The organism is Bacillus sp. SIMBA_074, from assembly GCF_046534555.1.
Classification (GTDB): domain Bacteria; phylum Bacillota; class Bacilli; order Bacillales; family Bacillaceae_G; genus Bacillus_A; species Bacillus_A mycoides.
Genome location: NZ_JAWRYM010000199.1, coordinates 1 through 354 on the forward strand (window position 1 = coordinate 1; position 354 = coordinate 354).

Below are 354 nucleotides of genomic sequence, written 5' to 3' on the forward strand. Positions count from 1 at the left end.
CAAATGCATTCGGGATGGGAATCGACAAGTCCAACGTCCGTTATGTCATTCACTATAACATGCCGAAAAATTTGGAAGCGTACTATCAGGAGGCAGGGCGCGCAGGACGCGACGGGGAGCCAAGCGAATGCATCCTGCTGTTCCAGCCGCAGGATATTCAGACCCAGACGTTCTTCATTGAGCAAAATCAATTGCTGGAAGAACGCAAGGAGCACGAGTACAAAAAGCTGTACGCGATGATCGACTATTGCCGGACGCCACGCTGTCTGCAGCAATACATCGTCCAATACTTCGGTGAAACGGATGCGCAAGCGTGTGGACAATGCGGAAACTGCACGGATGAAACGGAGCTCT

The 354-nt window shown here is 51.7% G+C and carries 1 protein-coding gene; it reads left to right on the forward strand.

Going from position 1 to position 354, the window contains the following annotated elements; all coding sequences use genetic code 11:
* Nucleotides 1-354, forward strand: a 354-nt coding sequence (locus SB773_RS30490) for a RecQ family zinc-binding domain-containing protein (RefSeq protein ID WP_410593945.1), incomplete at both ends; no start/stop codon positions are given.